14 protein-coding genes are annotated in these 18,823 nt (G+C 65.7%); 13 read left to right on the forward strand and 1 reads right to left on the reverse strand.

The features are described 5' to 3' along the window. Positions 1-531 precede the first annotated feature (531 nt). Positions 532-2,607 (forward strand): molybdopterin oxidoreductase family protein, encoded by a 2,076-nt coding sequence (locus F3J14_RS09065; RefSeq protein ID WP_166722688.1) that lies wholly within the window; start codon positions 532-534, stop codon positions 2,605-2,607. 136 nt (positions 2,608-2,743) lie between these two features. Beyond that, positions 2,744-4,417, forward strand: a complete 1,674-nt coding sequence (locus F3J14_RS09070) for a long-chain fatty acid--CoA ligase (RefSeq protein WP_166722689.1) — start codon at positions 2,744-2,746, stop codon at positions 4,415-4,417. A 331-nt stretch (positions 4,418-4,748) separates the two neighbouring features. Here F3J14_RS09070 and F3J14_RS09075 read toward each other — a convergent pair whose 3' ends face one another. Further along, entirely contained in the window at positions 4,749-5,906 is a 1,158-nt protein-coding gene (locus F3J14_RS09075) for a porin (RefSeq protein ID WP_166722690.1), read from the reverse strand. A 277-nt stretch (positions 5,907-6,183) separates the two neighbouring features. Between F3J14_RS09075 and coq7 the strand changes: the two genes are divergently transcribed. The 11 genes from coq7 (at position 6,184) to murG (ending at position 18,813) form a co-directional block, all read left to right on the forward strand. Next, a complete protein-coding gene (gene coq7 / locus F3J14_RS09080) occupies positions 6,184-6,810 on the forward strand; it encodes a 2-polyprenyl-3-methyl-6-methoxy-1,4-benzoquinone monooxygenase (RefSeq protein ID WP_166722691.1) in 627 nt (208 codons plus the stop codon). Between the two features lie 387 nt (positions 6,811-7,197). Then, complete coding sequence (gene mraZ / locus F3J14_RS09085) at positions 7,198-7,626, forward strand: division/cell wall cluster transcriptional repressor MraZ (RefSeq protein WP_006752433.1); 429 nt, start codon at positions 7,198-7,200, stop codon at positions 7,624-7,626. 23 nt (positions 7,627-7,649) lie between these two features. Beyond that, positions 7,650-8,591, forward strand: coding sequence for a 16S rRNA (cytosine(1402)-N(4))-methyltransferase RsmH (rsmH, locus tag F3J14_RS09090; RefSeq protein ID WP_166722692.1), 942 nt, complete (start codon positions 7,650-7,652; stop codon positions 8,589-8,591). Then, positions 8,588-8,929 carry a cell division protein FtsL gene (ftsL, locus tag F3J14_RS09095; RefSeq protein ID WP_166722693.1) on the forward strand — a complete coding sequence of 114 codons (342 nt, stop codon included), beginning with the start codon at positions 8,588-8,590 and terminating at the stop codon, positions 8,927-8,929. Before rsmH ends, ftsL begins: the two co-directional genes overlap by 4 nt. After that, positions 8,926-10,773, forward strand: coding sequence for a penicillin-binding protein 2 (locus F3J14_RS09100; RefSeq protein WP_166722694.1), 1,848 nt, complete (start codon positions 8,926-8,928; stop codon positions 10,771-10,773). The genes ftsL and F3J14_RS09100 overlap by 4 nt, the downstream gene beginning before the upstream one ends. After that, positions 10,770-12,308, forward strand: a complete 1,539-nt coding sequence (locus tag F3J14_RS09105; RefSeq protein WP_166722695.1) for a UDP-N-acetylmuramoyl-L-alanyl-D-glutamate--2,6-diaminopimelate ligase — start codon at positions 10,770-10,772, stop codon at positions 12,306-12,308. Before F3J14_RS09100 ends, F3J14_RS09105 begins: the two co-directional genes overlap by 4 nt. After that, complete coding sequence (gene murF / locus F3J14_RS09110; RefSeq protein WP_166722696.1) at positions 12,305-13,711, forward strand: UDP-N-acetylmuramoyl-tripeptide--D-alanyl-D-alanine ligase; 1,407 nt, start codon at positions 12,305-12,307, stop codon at positions 13,709-13,711. Before F3J14_RS09105 ends, murF begins: the two co-directional genes overlap by 4 nt. Positions 13,712-13,727: 16 nt before the next feature. Continuing rightward, positions 13,728-14,897 (forward strand): phospho-N-acetylmuramoyl-pentapeptide-transferase, encoded by a 1,170-nt coding sequence (gene mraY / locus F3J14_RS09115; RefSeq protein ID WP_006752439.1) that lies wholly within the window; start codon positions 13,728-13,730, stop codon positions 14,895-14,897. 27 nt (positions 14,898-14,924) lie between these two features. Then, on the forward strand, positions 14,925-16,433 hold the full coding sequence (murD, locus tag F3J14_RS09120; RefSeq protein ID WP_166722731.1) for a UDP-N-acetylmuramoyl-L-alanine--D-glutamate ligase: 1,509 nt from the start codon (positions 14,925-14,927) through the stop codon (positions 16,431-16,433). Then, positions 16,430-17,713 carry a putative lipid II flippase FtsW gene (gene ftsW / locus F3J14_RS09125; protein ID WP_166722697.1) on the forward strand — a complete coding sequence of 428 codons (1,284 nt, stop codon included), beginning with the start codon at positions 16,430-16,432 and terminating at the stop codon, positions 17,711-17,713. The genes murD and ftsW overlap by 4 nt, the downstream gene beginning before the upstream one ends. Beyond that, positions 17,710-18,813, forward strand: a complete 1,104-nt coding sequence (murG, locus tag F3J14_RS09130) for an undecaprenyldiphospho-muramoylpentapeptide beta-N-acetylglucosaminyltransferase (RefSeq protein WP_166722698.1) — start codon at positions 17,710-17,712, stop codon at positions 18,811-18,813. Before ftsW ends, murG begins: the two co-directional genes overlap by 4 nt. Positions 18,814-18,823 lie beyond the last annotated feature (10 nt).

The raw sequence follows: 18,823 nt of genomic DNA on the forward strand, positions 1-18,823 counted from the left end.
GACCGTGAAACGACTCTACGCCGATGATAGTGCGGATTCCCGTGTGAAAGTAGGTAATCGTCAGGCTCCCTAAGCCAGAAACCCCCGCCCGAAAGGCGGGGGTTTTTGCATTTGCGGCGGCGGAAAGACCAATCGAAGCGAGGTGGGGGCGCCGGCGGCCCGGCCATGTCGCCTCCTTGATGCAAATGAGCGCAGTATTCCGAGTGTGCTCAAGCAATCGGATTCCCCTTTTGTCGCTCAAGTTGCTACGCCCACCCGTCATATTCCGTCATCCTGATCAGTTCACGGGCCTATTCATCTCTATCTCCGATCAAACCTGCAATCCGGGTCGACGTAGCGAAGCAGCCATCAAGGTTGCTTGCACACCCGTACCGCCGCACCGGCCGTTCGAATCCGGTCCACCGTCGATATTCACCATCCTCCGTTACTGCTTTTATCCAAAATAGACGGGAAATTCGTACGAATTGACGTCTTATTCGGCCCGTCCACGTAAAATTTGCGAATCCTCTCTACCCAGATGCATTCGGAACGATGAACGCCGCCACTCAGATAGCTCGGGCCGTATGCCCGCACGATTGTCCGGACACGTGCGCAATGCGCGTGACCGTCGAAAACGGCCGGGCGATCAAGGTCACGGGCGATCCCGACCATCCGCCCACGCAAGGCGTGTTGTGTACGAAAGTCAGCCGATATGCGGACCGCGTTCATCATCCGGACCGTCTTACCGTTCCGCTCAAGCGCATCGGCGCGAAGGGAGAAGGGCGTTTCGCGCCGATCAGCTGGAGCGAAGCCTTCGACGAGATTGGTCGCCGCCTCGGTGAAATCGCCGCGCGCGCGCCGGAGGCGATCGTGCCGTACAGCTATGCGGGAACGATGGGGCTCGTGCAGGGCGAAGGCATCGCGCAGCGGTTCTTCCACAAACTCGGCGCGTCGCGGCTCGAGCGGGCAATTTGCTCCGCGGCCGGCGCGGCAGGGCTGCGCTATACGTACGGCGGAAGCGTCGGCATGCATCTTGAGCATTTCGAGGAAAGCGAGCTGATCCTGATCTGGGGCGCCAATCCCATCGCATCGAGCCTGCATTTCTGGACCCGCGCGCAGGAAGCCAAGCGTCGCGGCGCCCGTCTGGTTGCGATCGACCCGTACCGCTCGCTGACGGCGGAGAAATGTCACCAGCACATCGCTGTGAAACCAGGCACCGATGGTGCGTTCGCGCTCGGGATGATGCATGTGCTGATTACCGAAGATCTGCTCGATCACGACTACATCGCGTGTCATACGCTCGGCTTCGATGCGCTCAAGGCGCGAGCCCTGTCCTATCCGCCGGAACGTGTCGCACGGATCTGCGGCGTCGAAGCGTCGGAGCTGATCGAACTCGCACGTCGTTACGGCGCGACCCGCAAGGCAGCGATCCGCCTCAATTACGGCATGCAGCGCGTACGCGGCGGCGGCAATGCCGTGCGCGCGATCGCGAGCCTGCCTGCGCTCACGGGCGCGTGGCGCGATCGGGCCGGCGGGCTGCTGCTGTCGTCGTCGGAATCCGCGCCGGTCAATCGGGCGGCGCTGCTGCGCCCCGATCTGATGCCCGGCTGGCCGCACAAGCTGCCGCGCATCATCAACATGAATGCGATCGGCGACGCGTTACTGAATCCGGGCGACGCGGCTTTCGGGCCGAAGATCGAAGCGGTGATTGTCTACAACTCGAATCCGGTCGCGGTCGCCCCCGACTCCTCGAAAGTAGCGGCGGGGTTCGCGCGCGACGATCTGTTCACGGTCGTTCTCGAGCACTTCAAGACAGATACGGCCGATTTCGCCGACATTGTGTTGCCGGCCACGACCCAGCTCGAGCATCTCGACGTCCACAAGTCGTACGGCCACACCTATGTAATGGCGAATCTGCCGGCGATTCCGCCAGTCGGTGACGCACGGCCGAACACCGAAATCTTTCGTGGCATTGCCCGCAGCATGGGGCTCGACGAGCCCGCGCTTTTCCACAGCGATGAAGAGGTCGCGCAGGCCGCGCTCCGTTGGGACGACCCGACGCTCGACAGCAATTGGGATACGTTGAAGCGTGTCGGCTGGCTGAAGCTCAAGGTGGCGGACGCGCCTTTCGCCAATGGCGGCTTCCGTACGCCGTCCGGCAAATGCGAGTTCCATAGCGCGCGACTCGAACAGATGGGCATGGACCCGGTGCCCGATTACCTGCCGCCGTTCGAATCGGCTGAGGCCGCGCCCGAACTCGCGGCCCGCTATCCGCTCGCCATGATTTCGCCGCCGGCGCGGCACTTCCTGAACAGCACGTTCGTCAACGTGGACAGCCTGCGCAGCACGGAAGGCCAGCCGCATCTCGACTTGAACCCGGCCGATGCCGATGCGCGCGGCATCCGGGAGGGCGATGTCGTACGCATCTTCAACGACCGCGGCTCGATGCAGGCGGTTGCGAGAGTGACCGATCGCGCGCGGGAGGGGCTCGTCGTCGGGCTGTCGATCTGGTGGAAGAAATTATCGGCGGATGGGCGCAACGCGAACGAAGTGACGAGCCAGGCGCTGACCGATCTCGGCAACTCGGCGACGTTTTACGATTGTCTCGTCGAAGTTGAGCGGATTTGACCGAACTTCGAGATATGATCAGACGAAATCATGCGAAAGTTGGAAGTGGGCATCTAACCCTGTTGTCTCGGGACGGACGAGCCGTTACGATGCGTTTTAGCACGACCATTCGAAAATCTGTGAGGAGACGCGCAGTATGGACAAAATTTGGCTGAAATCGTACCCACCCGGCGTTCCAGCCGAAATTGACGCGTCCCCGTATCCTTCCATTCCGGATCTCCTCGACGAAAGCTTCAGGCAGTATCGCGACCGCAAGGCGTTCGTCTGCATGGGCAAGAGCATCACGTACGGCGAGCTCGATGCGCTGTCGCGCCAGTTTGGCGCGTGGCTGCAGTCGCGCGGCCTGACGCGCGGCGCGCGCGTCGCGCTGATGATGCCGAACGTGCTGCAATATCCGGTGGCGATCGTCGCGGTGCTGCGCGCAGGCTACACCGTCGTCAACGTCAACCCGCTCTATACGCCGCGCGAGCTCGAACATCAGCTGAAGGACAGCGGGGCGGAGGCGATCGTCATCCTCGAGAACTTCGCGTCGACGTTGCAGGCCGTCATCGCCAATACCGCGGTCAAGCATGTGGTGGTCGCGTCGATGGGTGACCTGCTGGGCATCAAGGGCTGGCTAGTCAATTACGTCGTGCGCAACGTGAAGAAGATGGTGCCGGCCTGGCAGCTTCCGTCATTCACGCGCTTCAAGGCCGCGCTGTCGGAAGGCGCGCGCCAGACCTTCAAGCCGCAGAAGCTCGGCCCCGACGACGTCGCGTTCCTCCAGTACACGGGCGGTACGACGGGTGTCGCGAAGGGCGCGACGCTGCTGCACCGGAACATCGTGTCGAACGTGCTGCAGGCCGGCGCGTGGCACCATCCCGCGCACGAGAAGTACCCCGACGTGAAGCAGTTCGTGACGGTCGTCGCGCTGCCGCTCTATCACGTGTTTGCGCTGACGGTCTGCGGGTTCCTGACGATGCGCACGGGCGGCATGGGTATCCTGATTCCGAACCCGCGCGACATCGGCGGCATGATCAAGGAGCTGAAGGGTTACCAGATCTCGACGATCCCGGCCGTCAACACGCTGTACAACGCGCTGCTGAACCATCCCGAATTCAACCAGCTCGACCTGTCGAAGCTCGCGATCGCCAACGGCGGCGGCATGGCGATCCAGGAAAGCGTCGCGAAGCGCTGGTATGAGAAGACCCAGACGGCGATCGTCGAAGGGTATGGCCTGTCCGAAACGTCGCCGGTTGCCACCTGCAATCCCGTGACGGCGACCGAGTACAGCGGGACGATCGGCCTGCCGCTGCCGTCGACCGAGATTGCCATTCGCGACGATGCCGGCACCGACGTCGCGCTCGGCGAGCCGGGCGAGATCTGCATCCGCGGACCGCAGGTCATGGCCGGCTACTGGAACCGTCCGGATGAAACCGCGAAGGTCATGTTCCCGGACGGTTTCTTCAAGACCGGCGACGTCGGCGTGATGGACGCGCGCGGTTACGTGAAGATCGTCGACCGGAAGAAGGACATGATCCTGGTATCCGGCTTCAACGTGTATCCGAACGAGGTCGAGGACGTGGTGGCGTCCCACCCGGGCGTGTTCGAGGTGGCGGCGGTCGGCGTACCGGACGAGCACTCGGGCGAAGCTGTGAAGCTGTTCGTCGTGAAGAAGGATCCTGCGCTTACCGACAAGGACATCCTCGCGTACTGCAAGGAGCGGCTCACTGGCTACAAGCGGCCGAAACTCGTCGAGTTCCGCACGGAGCTGCCGAAGACGAACGTTGGCAAGATCCTCCGGCGCGAATTGCGCGACGGACGCGCGTAACACCGAAGTCGAACAACGAGCCCGGCCTGTGCCGGGCTTTTTTGTTTGTGATCCCGACATCGGGGTTGCGGCGCATCGCTTCGGCTATCGCCGGAACCACGCGCGTTCGACCGGGCGCGTCGCAGCCGATGGAACGCCTCAACCGGGGGTGCTCGGCGCATTCCGCGAGCAATCGGCTAAGGCGCGCGCGTCGATGGTGCCCCGCGAACGGTACGTTGCAGTCAACGCGGTGTGCTGCGACCGTTCCGCTCACCGCTTCGCTTCCCGATTCCACAAAGAAAAAGGCGCCCGAAGGCGCCTTCAATATGCTGCGGCTTGTCAGGCAAGCTGATTAGAACTTGTGACGGATGCCGACGCGGGCTGCGACCTGGTTGCTGGTCGTCGACGGGTCGAGACCGTTGATCGAAGCATGTGCCTGAACGACGTTGCCTGCCGCGTCGAGCGCGTTGCCCGATGCATGCTGGTACACGCCGATCACGTAGACGTCCGTGCGCTTCGACAGGAAGTAGTCGACGCCCAGCGAGCCCTGGTGGTACTTGGCTGCCGAGTTGCCGTCGATCTTGCTGCCTTGCGTGTAGTCATACGCGGCGCCGACGATCAGCGCCGGGGTCAGCTGATACTTGAAGTTGATTTCGCCGTTGTTGAACGTCGCGGTCTGGTTCACGAACGGACCAACCGAGAAGCCCTTGAACTTCGTGTTCGAGTACGTCGCGCCGATCGTCGCTGCGCCGAACGTATACGCACCGCCCGCGCCGATGACCTGGTACGTGTTCGCGCTGTTCGCGTACGCGCCGTAGACCGGCGACGACACGGCCGTCGCGGCAGCCGACGCGCCGGTGTTGAACATGCCGCCGAAGTTCGCCGGCGTGCGTGCGTTCAAGTAGCCGACACCCAACACCAGCGGGCCGTTGTTGTAACCGGCGCCGAGCGACCAGACCTGGTTCTTCGAGAACTGGCCGGCCTGGCCGCCGAAGCTGTACATGCCGCCGAACGAGAAGCCGCCGTAGGTCGGGCTCGTGTACTTGACCGCGTTGTTCACGCGGTACGCGTTGTTGAAGTTGTCGAGGTCGCCCGGGTGAGCAGCGATGTAGCCGCCCCACTGGTCGCCTGCCTCGAGCGGGCCGACGAAGTCGACGACGGAGTCGTACTGACGGCCCAGCGTGACCGTACCGAACTGGCCCGACAGGCCGACGTAAGCCTGGCGGCCGAACATCAGGCCGCCTTGGCCGAGCTTGCCGGAGTTGACGTCAAAACCGTTCTCGAGCACGAAGATCGCCTTCAGGCCGCTGCCCAGATCTTCAGTGCCGCGCAGGCCGAAGCGGCTGCCTTGCATCACGCCGCTCGACAGACCGTACAGGTGGCCGCCCTTCGCGTTGTTGTTGAAGATGAAGCCTTCATCGATGATGCCGTAAAGCGTCACGCTGCTTTGCGCATGAGCTGCGCCAGCGAACGCGCCCAGCGCGACGAGCGCGAGAAGCGACTTTTTCATTAACGGATCTCCAAGAATCACTGAATTTTTTTGGCGGGGCGGATAGTTATGTTGTGTTGACGGGCCCCATCAACTTCGCAGGAAGTCGCACGTAATGTAGCAAAACCGATTTTTCGGACAAAGCGAAATGCCGTGGCTCAAGGCCGCCATGTTTCCTTTATGCAACAATGGTTAAAATCACGGGTTAACCGCAATTTCCGCTGAATAATCAAGTCGGTTACGCAGCGGAGCACGTGCCTTTGCCGCCCGCGGCGGCACACGCAGCCAGGAGAACAGGATGGTGTTGGATGAACTGATCAGCGAATTCGATCGCGGCTTGCGATCGCTGACCGGCATTAGCCGGATGAGCCGCCCGGTGCCCGTGCCGGTGGAGCCGCCCGCCGGCGAACTGACGCCCGCGGAGCGCGCGCATGCCGCCGGGCTGATGCGCGTGAACCACGTCGGCGAGGTCTGTGCGCAGGCGCTTTATCAGGCGCAGAAGCTGACCGCGCGCTCGTCCTCGTCGAAGGCGATGTTCGAGGAAGCCGCGCGCGAGGAGGAGGATCACCTCGCGTGGACCGCGCATCGGCTGAAGGAACTCGATTCGCGTCCGAGCTTGCTCAACCCGCTGTGGTACGCCGGCGCGCTCGCGGTCGGCGTCGCGGCCGGCACGCTGGGCGACAAGGTCAGCCTCGGCTTCATGGCGGAGACGGAGCGTCAGGTCGAGAGCCATCTCGACGGGCACCTTTCCGAGTTGCCGGCCACCGACACGGCGTCGCGCGCGATCGTCGAACAGATGCGGCTCGACGAGGTCAAGCACGGCAAGGCCGCGACCGACGCCGGCGGGATCGAACTGCCGCTGCCGGCGCGGATGCTGATGCGCGCCGCGTCGAAAGTCATGACGAGCACGGCGTACTATCTCTGAAATCCGGACCGGGGCGATGCGCGACGCCGCCCCGGTTCGCCGATCCCGATACCGCCCGTTTTTTCCGCGTTTTCCCGCCCCCGAAAGTCCCGTCCGCACGCGAGTCTGGCCCGCCTTTCTCACGTATCACCTTCACAAGCTGACCTAGCCCATTCATTTATAACGGTTTTTGGAATGAGGGGTGGCATGAGCATGTGCGCGTAAGTCCTTGTTCTAACTAACAAAATTCGTCAAAAAACCGGGCCGCTCCCTTGACCGTGCCAAACCCTTCCTCTAAAGTGGGAGACAGTGTGAGAAAGTGTATTTTTGTGTGATTTGGCGGGCTATTCCGGCTAAATTCTTGAGCGTTGGGCGGGTGCTTCGGTGCCCTGAACGGGAGAGCGGAAAGTGTTCCAAGGGGCGTCGGCGCTGACGCTCGATGCGAAAGGGCGGATGTCGGTGCCGTCTCGCTATCGCGAAGCGCTGCAAGGACAGGCAGAAGGACGGGTGACTGTGACCAAGCACCCGGACGGCTGCCTGTTGCTGTTTCCGCGCCCCGAATGGGAAGTATTCCGCGCCAAGATCGCAGCGCTGCCGATGGACGCCCATTGGTGGCGGCGGATTTTTCTCGGCAATGCGATGGATGTCGATCTCGACAGCGCGGGCCGGATTCTCGTATCGCCCGAGCTGCGGATGGCAGCCGGATTGGAAAAGGAAGTCATGTTGTTGGGAATGGGTAGTCACTTCGAGCTGTGGGATTCGCAGACCTACATCGCGAAGGAGCAGGCAGCGATGGCGCAGGGCATGCCCGATGCGCTGAAGAACTTTACGTTCTGATTGCGGTGACGGAGACGCCCGCGATGGGAAATGAATTGCAGCATCGGACCGTGCTGTTGGACGAAGCAGTCGAGTCGCTCGTGACGCGGCCGGACGGTATTTATGTCGACGGCACGTTCGGGCGCGGCGGTCATAGCCGCGCGGTACTCGCGCGACTGGCGGAGGCCGGCCGGCTGATCGCGTTCGACAAGGATCCGAGGGCGATCGAGACGGCGCAGCGCATCGAGGATGCGCGCTTCTCGATCGTGCATGACAGCTTTGCATCGATGCGCGACGCGCTTGCGGCGCGCGGTATCGAGAAGGTGTCGGGTGTGTTGCTGGACCTAGGCGTGTCCTCGCCGCAGGTGGACGATCCGGCGCGCGGCTTCAGCTTTCGCGCCGATGGCCCGCTGGACATGCGAATGGATCCGACGCGTGGGGAGTCGGCGGCCGAGTGGCTCGCGCGGGCTTCGGTGCAGGAATTGACGGAGGTGATACGGGATTATGGGGAAGAACGGTTTGCTTTTCAGATTGCAAAGGCGCTTGTTGCTCGCCGGGCAGAGTCCGACCGTCTTGGGCCTCTCAACACCACGGGCGAGCTTGCCCAAATCGTGGGTCACGTCGTCAAAACCCGTGAGAAGGGCAAGGATCCGGCAACCCGCACCTTTCAGGCTATACGGATTCACGTCAATCAAGAGCTTGCGGACCTGCAAGTCGTACTAGACGCGGCATTGTCGTTGCTGGAGCAAGGGGGGCGGCTGGTGGTCATCAGCTTTCATTCACTCGAGGACCGGATCGTCAAGCGATTCATGCAGGCGCACGCGAGTGCGCCCGCGGTCGATCGTCGCCTGCCGATCCGTGCCGTCGACCTCCCGAGCCCGCCGCTCAAGATAATCAGTCGTCAATTCCCGAGCGAAGCGGAAGTCGTCGCGAATCCGCGCGCCCGGTCGGCCGTGATGCGCATCGCGGAGCGCGTCACGCCATGAGCCGCTTCAATATCTTCCTGCTGATCATCGTGATGGGCTGCGCGCTGTCGGTCGTCAACTCGACGAACCAGCAGCGCCAGATCTTCATTCAGCTGCAGCGCGCGCAGTCGCAGGAGCGTCAGCTCCAGCAGGACTATGCGCAGCTTCAATATCAGCAGAGCGCGCTGTCGAAGACCTCGCGCATCGAGCAACTCGCGAACGATTCGCTGAAGATGCAGCCGATTACGACGGGCCGCACCCAATACCTGACGCTGCCGCCGGGCGCCGTGAAGGCGATCGACGCGCCGATTCCCGCCTCGGCCGACGCGGCCACCAAGGGTAAGGGGGGCGCGCGATGAAGCCGTCGCAAAAGCGCCAGGACGTGAAATTCTCGTCGAGCCCCGTGCTCGGCGTGCACCTGCCGATGTGGCGCTCGAAACTCGTCGTGTTCATGCTGTTCATGGCGTTCGTCGCGCTCGCCGCGCGGGCGTTCTGGATCCAGGGGCCCGGCAACGCGTTCTATCAGAAGCAGGGCGAAAGCCGCTATCAGCGCACGCTCGAGCTGCCCGCCACGCGCGGCAAGATCCTCGACCGTAACGGGCTCGTGCTCGCGACGAGTCTGCCCGTGCGCGCGATCTGGGCGATTCCGGACGCCGTGCCGGACGATCTCGGCGCGGACAAGGTCAACCAGCTCGGCAAGCTCCTCGGCATGACGCCGAAGGAACTGCGCGTCAAGCTGTCGGAAGACAAGGGTTTCGTCTATGTAAAGCGCCAGGTGCCGATCGACGTCGCGGACAAGGTCGCCGCGCTCGATATCCCCGGTATCTATCAGCGCAACGAGTACAAGCGCTTTTATCCGGAAGGCGAGATCACCGCGCACCTGATCGGCTTCACGAACGTCGAGGACGAAGGTCAGGAAGGCGTCGAGCTCGGCGACCAGAAGATGCTGTCCGGCACGTCCGGCGTGCGCCGCGTGATCAAGGACCGGCTGGGGCACATCGTCGAGGACGTCGCCGAACAGATTCCCCCGCACAACGGGACGGACGTCGGCCTGTCGATCGACAGCAAGATCCAGTACATCGCCTATGCGAACCTGAAGGCCGCCGTCGAGAAGTTCAAGGCGAAGGCCGGCGCGGCGATGGTCGTCGACGTGCGCACCGGCGAGGTGCTCGCGCTGGTCAACTATCCGACCTACAACCCGAACGACCGTACGCGCCTGACGGGCGAGCAGCTGCGCAACCGGATCCTCACCGACGTGTTCGAGCCGGGCTCGATCATGAAGCCGTTCACGGTGTCGCTCGCGCTCGACCTGCATCGCGTGACGCCGAACACGCTCGTCGAGACGGGCAACGGCCACTTCGTGCTCGACGGCGCGCCGATCACCGACGATGCGGGTTTCGGCACGCTGACGGTCGGCGGCGTGATCCAGAAGTCGAGCAACATCGGCGCGACGAAGATCGCGATGACGATGCGGCCCGAGGAAATGTGGAATCTGTATACGAGCATCGGCCTCGGCCAGGCGCCGAAGGTCGGCTTCCCGGGCGCCGCGGCCGGCCGCCTGCGTCCGTGGAAGAGCTGGCGCCGCATCGAGCAGGCGACGATGTCGTACGGCTATGGCCTGTCGGTGTCGCTGTTCCAGCTGGCGCGCGCATACACCGCGATCGCGCACGACGGCGAGATGATGCCGGTCACCATTTTCAAGACCGACCCCAACCAGCAGATCACCGGCACGCAGGTATTCACGCCGACCACCGCGCGTGAAGTGCGCACGATGCTCGAAACCGTGGTCGCGCCGGGCGGTACGTCCCCGGACGCTGCGGTGCCGGGTTATCGCGTCGGCGGCAAGAGCGGTACCGCGTACAAGCATGAAGGCCACGGCTACACGCGCAAGTACCGCGCGTCGTTCGTCGGGATGGCGCCGATGCCGAATCCGCGCATCGTCGTTGCGGTGTCGGTCGACGAACCGACCGCCGGCAGCCACTTCGGCGGCCAGGTGTCGGGCCCCGTATTCTCGGCGATCGCGGGCGATACGATGCGCGCGCTGAATGTGCCGCCGAACATGCCGATCAAGCAGCTGGTCGTGTCCGACGACGCGCCGGGCGCGCCCGCCAAGCCGGGTCCGCAAAAGCTCGCCGCGGGCGGCGGTGCGAAGCATATGATCGTATCCAGCACGACACGTAATTCACCAGGAGTTGTTCGATGAGCGCCGCCCGCAGTTCCCATCCGGCGCATCAGCAGATCGCAGCCGCGCTTGCGTGGCTGCGCCAGCATGTGGCCCCCGCGGCGCAACTGCATGCCGACACGCGCAGCCTGCGGGCCGGCGACGTGTTTCTCGGCTATGCGGTCGACGGGGCAGACAATCGCGCCTTCATTGCCGATGCCGTCGCCCGTGGCGCGGCCGCCGTGCTGTATCAGCCGGAAGGCCTCGCGGCCGCACCGGCCGTGCCCGTCGCACTCGCGGTGCCGGCGCTCGACCAACTGGCCGGCGAAATTGCCAGCGGCTGGTACGGCGACCCGAGCGACAGCCTGCTCGCGATCGGCGTGACCGGTACGAACGGCAAGACGTCGTGCACGCAATGGATCGCCGCCGCTCTGACGGCGCTGCACCAGCCGTGCGCGGTGATCGGCACGCTCGGCAGCGGCATGCACGGGCATCTGGTACCGACCGGCTTCACGACGCCGGACGCGCCGCAGTTGCAGCGCAGTCTCGCGCAACTGCACGACGCGGGCGCGAAGGCCGTCGCGATGGAAGTGTCGTCGCATGCGCTGCATCAGGGGCGCGTGAACGGCACGGCATTCGACATCGCCGTCTTCACGAACCTCACCCAGGATCACCTCGACTATCACGGCACGTTCGACGCGTACGAAGCCGCGAAGGCGAAGCTGTTCGCGTGGCGCGGCCTGCGCGCGGCGGTCGTCAATCGCGACGACGCAGCCGGACGCCGCCTGCTCGAGAAGCTGGCCGGCCGCGTGCGCACGATCGCATACGGGATCGGCGACGCGCAGGCGCCCGACGCCGATCGCGAGCTGGTCGCGCTCGACGTGCGCGCCACCGCCACGGGCACGGCGTTCCACCTGCGTTCGTCGTGGGGCGACGCGCATGTCGAGGTCGGCACGCTTGGCGCGTTCAACGTCAGCAACCTGCTCGCGGTGCTCGGCTCGTTGCTCGCGGCCGACGTGCCGTTCGACGCGGCGGTCGCGGAGATCGCACGGCTCGAGTCCGTCAATGGCCGCATGCAGCGCCTGGGCGGCCGGCTGCAGAACGACGAACCGCTGGTCGTGATCGACTATGCGCATACGCCCGATGCGCTCGAGAAGACGCTCGACGCGTTGCGCCCGATCGCGGCCGCGCGCGGCGGCCGGCTCGTGTGCATGTTCGGCTGCGGCGGCGATCGCGATGCGACGAAGCGCCCGCTGATGGGCGCGATCGCCGAGCGGCTCGCGGACGAAGTCGTCGTCACGAGCGACAACCCGCGCAGCGAAGATCCGCAGCGCATCATCGACCAGGTCATCGCGGGCATGACGGCGCCCGATCACGCGCGCCGCATCGAGGATCGCGCAAGCGCGATCCTGCAGGCCGTGAGGGGCGCCGCCCGCGAGGATGTCGTCGTGCTGGCCGGCAAGGGTCACGAGGCGACGCAGGAAATCATGGGCAAGAAGCGCGCGTTTTCCGATCAGGATCACGCACGGCTCGCGCTCGCGGCACGCGCGACGCACGGCAAGGGAGGCGGCGAATGACGATGCTCAGTCTCGGCGAAGCCGCCCGCCTGATTCCCGGCGCCACCGTCCACGGCGATCCGGACACGACGTTCGAGCGCGTGTCGACGGACAGCCGCACGGTCGGCCCGGGCGACTTGTTCGTCGCGCTGAAGGGAGACCGCTTCGACGCGCACGACTTCCTGGGCGACGTGGCCGCGCGTGGTGCAGCTGCGGCCCTCGTCGCACACGTGCCGGCGGGTCTCGCGATGCCGGTCGTCGAGGGCGGTGAAACGCGTGCCGCGCTCGGCGCGCTCGCACACGGCTGGCGCAAGCGCTTCGCGGTGCCGCTCGTCGCGGTGACGGGCAGCAACGGCAAGACGACCGTCAAGGAAATGATCGCGTCGATCTTCGCGGCGGCAGTCGGCGCCGACGCGCGACTGGCGACGGCCGGCAACCTGAACAACGACATCGGCGTGCCGCTGACGCTGCTGCGCCTGTCTGGCGCGCATCGCGTCGCGGTGATCGAACTCGGGATGAACCACCCGGGCGAGACCGACATCCTCGCGCGCCTCGCGGCACCGACCGTCGCGCTCGTCAACAACGCGCAGCGCGAGCACCAGGAATTCATGGCGACGGTCGAAGCCGTTGCGCTCGAGCACGCGGCCGTGATCCACGCGCTGACGCCGGACGGCGTCGCGGTGTTTCCGGCCGACGATGCGTACGCGGGCATCTGGCGCGTCGCGGCGACCGGCAACCGGATTCTCGATTTCGCGCTGCACGATGCCGAACGGCAGGTCGAAGCGCAGGTCACGGGCCGTCTGCACGGCGGCGAGCTTGCGATCGACACGCCGTCGGGCGCGGTGACGGTGCGGCTGCGCGCGCTCGGCGAGCACAACGCACGCAACGCATTGGCGGCGGCGGCTGCTGCGCTCGCGGCGGGCATCGAACTGGCCGCGATCAAGCAGGGCCTCGAATCGTTCGAGCCGGTCAAGGGGCGTCTGCAGGTCCGGCAGGCGGACGTCGGCAGCCTCGCGGGCGCGACGGTCGTCGACGACACCTACAACGCGAACCCCGACTCGATGCGCGCGGCGATCGACGTGCTGGCCGCGCAACCGGCGCCGCGCGTGCTGGTGATCGGCGACATGGGCGAGGTCGGCGACGAAGGCCCGGCATTCCACCGCGAGATCGGTGCGTATGCGCGCGAGCGCGGCATCGATGCGCTGTTCGCGCTCGGCGACGCGTCGCGCGATGCGTGCACGGCGTACGGCGACACGGCCCGCCATTTCGGCGACGTCGGCGCGCTGGTGGCGGCGCTGCTCGCGGCGGGCTACGGCGCGCAGGCGACGGTGCTCGTGAAGGGCTCGCGGTACATGAAGATGGAGCGCGTGGTTGACGCGCTGACGAACCAATCCGCGGCGGGCACGGTGCCCGCCGCACACTGAGTAGAAGGAAGGAAGCATGCTGCTGGCGCTGGCGCAATGGCTGCAGGGCGACGCAAGCTTTTTGCGCTTGTTCACGTACCTGACGTTCCGTGCGGTGATGGCTACCATCACCGCGCTCGGGATCGGGCTCGTGTGCGGACCGTGGGTGATCCGCAAGCTGACGCAAATGAAGGTCGGGCAGGCCGTGCGGAAGGACGGCCCGCAGAGCCACCTCGTGAAGTCCGGCACGCCGACGATGGGCGGCGTGCTGATCCTGATCGGCATCGCGGTCGCGACGCTGCTGTGGGGCGACCTGACCAACCGTTTCATCTGGATCGTGATGCTCGTCACGTTCGGTTTCGGCGTGATCGGCTGGGTCGATGACTATCGCAAGGTCGTCTACAAGGACCCGCGCGGGATGTCGTCGCGCGAAAAGTATTTCTGGCAATCGGTGATCGGGCTGTTCGCGGCGGTCTACCTGGCCTTCAGCGTGTCCGAGGCGAACAACGTGCGCGTGTTCGACCTGTTCATGGCATGGGTGCGCAGCGGCCTGTCGATGGGGCTGCCCGCGCGTGCCGACCTGATGCTGCCGTTCCTGAAGTCGATCAGCTACCCGCTTGGCGTGTGGGGCTTCATCGTGCTGACCTACTTCGTGATCGTCGGCGCGAGCAACGCGGTGAACCTCACCGACGGCCTCGACGGCCTCGTGATCATGCCGGTCGTGCTGGTCGGTGGGTCGCTCGGCGTGTTCGCATACGTGATGGGCAGCTCGGTCTATTCGAAATACCTGTTGTTCCCGCACATTCCGGGCGCGGGCGAACTGCTGATCTTCTGTTCGGCGATGGGCGGGGCAGGGCTCGCGTTCCTCTGGTACAACACGCACCCCGCGCAGGTGTTCATGGGCGACGTCGGCGCGCTGGCGCTCGGCGGCGCGCTCGGCACGGTCGCGGTGATCGTGCGCCAGGAAATCGTGCTGTTCATCATGGGTGGCATCTTCGTCGCGGAAACATTGTCGGTGATGCTGCAGGTGTCGTGGTTCAAGTACACGAAGAAGCGTTACGGCGAAGGGCGCCGCCTGCTGAAGATGGCGCCGCTGCATCACCATTTCGAATTGTCCGGCTGGAAGGAAACGCAGGTGGTGGTGCGTTTCTGGATCATCACGCTGATGCTGTGCCTGTTCGGTCTGTCCACCCTCAAGTTGCGGTAAAGGAAAGGTAAAAGGATGTCTGGCGAGATGTTTGGAGATCGGCAGCGGCCGATGGTGCTCGTACTGGGGCTCGGGGAATCGGGCCTCGCGATCGCGCGATGGTGCGCGAGGCACGGGTGCCGGCTGCGTATTGCCGATACCCGCGAGGCGCCGCCTAACCTTGCTGCGCTGCAGGCCGAAGGCATCGATGCGGAGTTCGTCAGCGGGCCGTTCACGCCCGCGCTGCTCGACGGCGGCGTCGAGATCGTCGGCCTGAGCCCTGGCCTGTCGCCGCTCGAACCGGCACTCGCCGCGCTGATTGCGGCCGCGAACGAGCGCGCGATCTCGGTGTGGGGCGAACTCGAATTCTTCGCGCAGGCGCTGCGCGCGCTCGGCACGAGCGGCTACCAGCCGAAGGTGCTCGCGATCACCGGCACCAACGGCAAGACCACGACGACGAACCTCACGGGCCTGCTGTGCCAGCGTTCGGGCAAGAAGGTTGCCGTCGCCGGCAACATCAGCCCGGCGATGCTCGACCGGCTCGCGGGCGCGATCGACGAGACGGCGCTGCCCGACGTATGGGTGCTCGAACTGTCGAGCTTCCAGCTCGAGACGGCGCGTACGTTCGCGCCCGATGCGGCCGCGATTCTCAACATCACGCAGGATCACCTCGACTGGCATGGCAGCTTCGACGCGTATGCGGCGGCGAAGGGCCGGATCTTCGGCGCGACGACGACGCGCGTGCTCAATCGCGACGATGCGGCCGTGATGAAGTTCGCGCCGGCCGCCGGCGCGGCCGATGCGGCGCGCACGGTCACGTTCGGCCTGAACGAACCGGTGCAGGAGGGTGACTATGGCCTGTCGCGCGACAACGGCATCGCATGGCTGGTCGAGGCGGTCGACCGCGACGCGCCGGACGAGACGACGAGCCGCCGGCGCAAGCGCGACGGCGCGCATACGCCCGACATCGCGCAGAAGCGCCTGATGCCGGCCGACGCGCTGCGCATCCGCGGGCTGCACAACGCGGCGAACGCGCTGGCCGCGTTCGCGCTCGCGCGTGCGATCGACCTGCCGGCCGCGCCGCTGCTGCACGCGCTGCGCGAATACCGCGGCGAAGCGCATCGCGTCGAAGTGATCGCGACGATCGACGACGTGGACTACGTCGACGACAGCAAGGGAACGAACGTCGGCGCGACAGTGGCCGCGCTCGACGGACTCGCGCAGAAGATCGTGCTGATCGCGGGCGGTGACGGCAAGGGGCAGGATTTCGCGCCGCTCGTCGCGCCCGTCGCGCGGTGGTGCCGCGCGGTGATGCTGATCGGCCGCGACGCGCCGGCGATCCGCGACACGCTCGCCGAGACGGGGGTGCCGCTTGCCGACCACACGACGCTCGAGGCGGCGGTGCATGCGGCGGCCGACCTCGCGGAGCCGGGCGACGCGGTACTGCTGTCGCCCGCGTGCGCGAGCCTCGACATGTTCAGGAACTACGCCCACCGCGCTGATGTGTTCCGCGCAGCCGTGGACGAAATCGCCATCGACAAAGGAGCGACGACATGAGCTGGTCCGATCGCCTCGTCTCCCGTTTCAACGACCGGCGCAGCACCGGCGGCAATGCCGCGGGCGGCCGCGTCGCGTCGGCCACGCGCGCCGCGACGGGCGGCCTCGCCAGCGTCGTCAACGGCGTGCGGCCGAGCCGCTCGCGGATGCTGGACTTCGACTACTCGCTGCTGTGGGTCGCGATCGCGTTGCTCGGGCTCGGCGTCGTGATGGTGTATTCGGCGTCGATCGCGATGCCCGATTCGCCGAAATACGCGGCTTATCACGATTACGCGTTCCTGATGCGTCACTGCGTGTCGCTCGGCGTCGCGTTCATCGCGGCGGTGATCGCGTTCCGCGTACCGGTGTCGACGTGGGACAAGTACGCGCCGCATCTCTTCCTGATCGCACTCGTCGGGCTCGTGATCGTGCTGATTCCGCACGTCGGCAAGGGCGTGAACGGCGCGCGCCGCTGGATTCCGCTCGGCATCACGAACATGCAGCCGTCGGAAATCATGAAGCTCGCGGTGACGATCTACGCGGCGAACTACACGGTGCGCAAGCAGGAATACATGCAGAGCTTCGCGAAGGGCTTCCTGCCGATGGCATTCGCGGTCGGTCTCGTCGGCGCGCTGCTGCTGCTCGAGCCGGACATGGGCGCGTTCATGGTGGTCGCCGCGATCGCGATGGGCGTGCTGTTCCTCGGCGGCGTGAACGGCAAGCTGTTCGGCGGCCTCGTCGCGACGGCGGTCGGCACGTTCACGATGCTCGTGTGGCTGTCGCCGTGGCGTCGCGAGCGGATCTTCGCGTATCTCGATCCGTGGGACGAACGCTACGCGCAGGGCAAGGCATACCAGCTCACGCACTCGCTGATCGCGTTCGGCCGCGGCGAGTGGTTCGGCGTCGGCCTCGGCGGCAGCGTCGAGAAGCTGAACTACCTGCCCGAAGCACATACCGACTTCATCCTCGCGGTGATTGGCGAGGAACTCGGCTTCGTCGGCGTGCTGGTCGTGATCCTGCTGTTCTACTGGATCGTGCGCCGCGCGTTCGAGATCGGCCGCCAGGCGCTTGCGCTCGACCGCACGTTCGCGGGCCTGACCGCGAAGGGCATCGGCATCTGGTTCGGTGCGCAGACGTTCATCAACATGGGCGTGAACCTCGGCCTGCTGCCGACCAAGGGCCTGACACTGCCGCTCGTGAGTTACGGCGGTTCGGGCATTCTGCTGAATTGCGTCGCGCTCGCGGTGCTGCTGCGGGTCGATTACGAAAATCGCGTATTGATGCGCGGAGGGAAGGTATGACCGCGTCGCGACGCACGCTGATGGTGATGGCAGGCGGCACCGGGGGCCACGTGTTCCCGGGGCTCGCTGTCGCGCACCGGATGGAAGCGGCGGGGTGGCGCGTCGTATGGCTCGGCAATCCGGCCGGGATGGAAGCGACGCTCGTGCCGAAACACGGCATTCCGATGGAATACGTGCGCTTCGGCGGATTGCGCGGCAAGGGCCTGAAGACCAAGCTGACGCTGCCGTTCAACCTGCTGCGCGCGTGCTGGCAGAGCCTCGGCGCATTGCGCCGCGTGCGGCCCGACGTCGTGCTCGGGATGGGCGGCTACATCACGTTCCCGGCGGGCGTGATGGCGGCGCTGTCGGGCCGTCCGCTCGTGCTGCACGAGCAGAATTCGATTGCCGGCCTCGCGAACAAGGTGCTCGCGAAATTCGCGAAGCGCGTGCTCGTCGCGTTCCCCGGCGCACTGCCGCACGCGGAATGGACCGGCAACCCGATTCGCGCGGAACTTGCGCGCACGGAAACGCCCCAAGCACGCTATGCATCGCGCAGCGGCCCGCTGAACCTGCTGGTGGTCGGCGGCAGCCTGGGCGCGGCCGCACTGAACGAAGTCGTGCCGCGCGCGCTGGCGCTGCTGGCGCCGGGCGAGCGCCCGCGCGTCGTGCACCAGGCCGGCGCGAAGCACATCGACGCGCTGAAGGCGAATTACGAAGCGGCCGGTTTCGCGGGCGGCGACGCCGTGCGGCTCGTGCCGTTCATCGACGACATGGCGAGCGCGTACGCGGCGGCGGATCTCGTGATCTGCCGGTCCGGCGCGATGACGGTGTCGGAGATCGCAGCGGTGGGCGTGGCGGCGCTGTTCGTGCCGTTCCCGTACGCGGTCGACGATCACCAGACGACCAACGCCGCGTTCCTCGCCGATGCGGGCGCGGCGGTGCTGGTGCAACAACGAGACCTGTCGGCGGAGTTGCTCGCCGACTGGCTGCGCGGCCAGTCGCGGGCATCGCTCGCGGACATGGCGGAGCGTTCGCGCTCGCTGGCTAAGCCCGAGGCCACCGACGAAGTCGCGCGCATCTGCGCGAAGGTGGCTGGCGCGAACCTGGAAGAAATTAAATGAAACAACCCCT

This window comes from Burkholderia sp. Tr-862, from assembly GCF_011753085.1.
Taxonomy (GTDB): domain Bacteria; phylum Pseudomonadota; class Gammaproteobacteria; order Burkholderiales; family Burkholderiaceae; genus Burkholderia; species Burkholderia ambifaria.